We start from the raw sequence: 3,036 nt of genomic DNA on the forward strand, positions 1-3,036 counted from the left end.
TATCGCGCGTGGCTCGTGCCGGCCTGGCTGCTTGCCGCCGCCGCGCTGTGGGCCGCGCGCGTGCCCCTCGCCCGGCATTTCGAATGGGGCCTGTATCTGGAGCACGCAAGTTTCAACCTCGCGATGGCGCTGCTGTTCGGCCGCACGCTCGCGGCCGGCCAGGTGCCGCTGTGCACGCGCTTCGCGACGATGATCCACGGCGCGATCACGCCGGCCGTCGCGCGCTACACGCGACAGATCACGCTCGCGTGGACGCTGTTCTTCGTCGCGATCGCCGCCGTGTCGACGCTGCTGTTCGCGACCGCGCCGATCGTCACGTGGTCGACCTTCGCGAACTACCTGTCGCTGCCGCTCGTCGCGGTGATGTTCGCCGCCGAGCATGCGTGCCGGCGCTTCGCACTGCCGGATGAACCGCGACCGCGCATGGTCGATGCGGTGCGCGCGTATCGCGCGACGACCCACGCGTCGAAGCCGTCACGATGAATTCACGGCCGGCGCGGCGCCGCCATGCGGCGCGCCGGCCTTCGCTCCCGTTTTGACCGATTTATGCCGACTCACCCGCTGGTTTTTCATACGTCGCCGGACCAGACGATCGCCTGGCGCGACGGCGCGCCCGTCACCGTGCGCGCATTCGTCGCCGACGTCGCGCGCGTGGCCGCCGCGCTGCCTGCCGGCGGCCACGTGTTCAACGTCTGCCGCGACCGCTACCGCTTCGCGGTCAGCCTGTGCGCGGCGCTCGTCGCCGGCAAGATCAGCCTGCTGCCGTCGACGCACACGCCGGAAATGGTCCGCCAGCTCGCTTCGTTCGCGCCCGACGCGTTCTGCCTGCACGACGCGCCCGACTGCGCGATCGACCTGCCGCGCTTCGCGTATCCCGATGCCGCCCCCGGCGAGCTCGCGAGCGATGCACCGCTCACCGTCCCGCAGATCGATGCGGCGCGGATCATGGCCTACGTGTTCACGTCCGGCTCGACCGGCGCGCCGGTGCCGCACCGCAAGACCTGGGGCTTCCTGGTCGGCTGCGTGCGCGCGGCGGCCGATCGCCTCGGGCTGCTCGACGGGCGTGCGGCCACGCTGATCGGCACGGTGCCCGCGCAGCACATGTACGGCTTCGAGTCGACGGTGCTGCTCGCGCTGATCGGCGGCCTCGCGTTCAGCAACCGCCAGCCGTTCTACCCGGTCGACATTCGTGACGAACTCGACGCGATCCCGCAACCGCGCGTGCTCGTCACGTCGCCGATCCACCTGCGTGCGCTGCTGGCGGCCGGCCATGCGCTGCCGCCCGCCGCGCTCGTGCTGTCGGCCACCGCGCCGCTGTCGGAAAAGCTCGCGTGCGAAGCCGAGGCCGCGCTCGACGCACCGCTCGTCGAAATCTACGGCAGCACCGAGACCGGCCAGATCGCCACGCGCCGCACGTCGCAAGGCGCGACCTGGGCGTTGTTCCCGGGCATCCGGCTCGACGCGCGCGACGAACCGGAGAGCGACGACGGCGAGCCGACGATCTGGGTATCGGGCGGGCACGTCGAGGCGCCCGTGCCGATGGGCGATGCGCTCGAACTGCTCGGCGACGGCCGGTTCCTGCTGCACGGCCGCAAGGCCGACCTCGTCAATATCGCCGGCAAGCGCACGTCGCTCGCGTACCTGAACCATCAGCTCAATGCGATTCCGCAGGTGATCGACGGCGTGTTCTTCATGCCCGACGAAGCCGCGCCCGCACACGCCGATGCGGGCCTCGAGCCGGTCACGCGTCTCGTCGCGCTGGTCGTCGCACCGACGCTCGCGGCAGCCGACCTGCAGCGCGCGCTGCGCGAACGAATCGATCCTGCGTTCATGCCGCGTCCGCTCGTGTTCGTCGACGCGCTGCCGCGCAACGAAACGGGCAAGCTGCCGCGCGACGTGCTCGCCGCGCTCGTTGCGCAACATGCGCGCACTTCAGCGACACCGACGCCCGTACGCGACCCAGCCGGCACACCCGCGCCTGCGCCCGCGCTCGGGTTCACGATCCCCGCCGATCATCCGGCACTGCCCGGCCACTTCCCCGGCCATCCGGTCGTGCCGGGCGTCGTGCTGCTCGATCACGCGATCCAGGCGATCGGCACGGCGCTGAACCGCCCGCTGCACACGTGGCGCCTCGGGTCCGCGAAATTCCTGAGCCCGGTCGCACCCGGCGAATCGCTCGATCTCGCGTACGACGCCGCAGCCAGCGGCGCGATCCGCTTCACGCTGCGCGCCGGAGCGCGCGAAGTCGCGAGCGGCGTGCTGTCCGCGCCGCCGGCCGCGCCGGATGGTGCGCAGCCATGAAGCGCACCGCGTGGGCCGAACGCCAGGAGCGCAGCAATGCGGGCTTGCTGCGCACGATGACGTGGATCTCGCTGCGCTTCGGCCGGCAGCGCGCGCGTGTCGTGCTGCATCTGATCGCAACGTATTTCGTGCTGTTCTCGCCGGTCGCGTGTGCGGCGTCGCGCGACTACCTGCGCCGCGTGCTCGGCCGCCCCGCGCGCTGGCGCGACGTGTACCGGCACGTGTTCACGTTCGCGGCGACGATCCACGACCGCATCTACCTGATGAACGGGCGCTTCGACCTGTTCGACATCCGGCTGCACGGCGAAACGCTCGTCGACGACGCGCTCGCCGGCGGACGCGGCGCGTTCCTGATGGGCGCGCACCTCGGCAGCTTCGAGGTCGTGCGCGCGATCGGCCGCACGCACCCGGACCTACGCGTCGTCGTGACGATGTACGAGAAGAACGCGCGCAAGATCAACGCGACGCTCGCCGCGGTGAATCCCGCCGCGCAGCCGGAAGTGATTCCGCTCGGGCAGGTCGACTCGATGCTGAAGGTGCGCGAGCGCCTCGACGCGAACTGCATGGTCGGCATGCTCGCCGATCGCACGCTGCTCGACGACGCGGCCGCGTCGCCGGCTACACGTACGGGTCGAACGGCGCGCTGTGGACGCTGTCGCTCGAAGTGCAGTTCTACGCGATCTACCCGCTGCTGTTCGCGATCCGCCGGCGCATCAGCATGCCGGTGGTCGTGGC

Annotated in this window: 2 protein-coding genes and 1 pseudogene; all 3 read left to right on the top strand. The window is 71.1% G+C overall.

The genetic code is table 11. From position 1 onward, the window contains the following. On the top strand, positions 1 to 483 hold a 483-nt coding region (locus G3N93_RS37255; RefSeq protein ID WP_206135263.1), incomplete at its 5' end, for a hypothetical protein. Positions 484 to 546: 63 nt separating this feature from the next. Next, on the top strand, positions 547 to 2,301 hold the full coding sequence (locus G3N93_RS37260; RefSeq protein WP_206135264.1) for an acyl-CoA synthetase family protein: 1,755 nt from the start codon (positions 547 to 549) through the stop codon (positions 2,299 to 2,301). Further along, positions 2,298 to 3,036 (top strand): annotated as a pseudogene (locus tag G3N93_RS37265) (hypothetical protein); the annotation flags it as partial. The gene G3N93_RS37260 and the pseudogene G3N93_RS37265, both read left to right, overlap by 4 nt.

Source organism: Burkholderia sp. Se-20378 (assembly GCF_017104665.1).
Lineage (GTDB): Bacteria > Pseudomonadota > Gammaproteobacteria > Burkholderiales > Burkholderiaceae > Burkholderia > Burkholderia lata.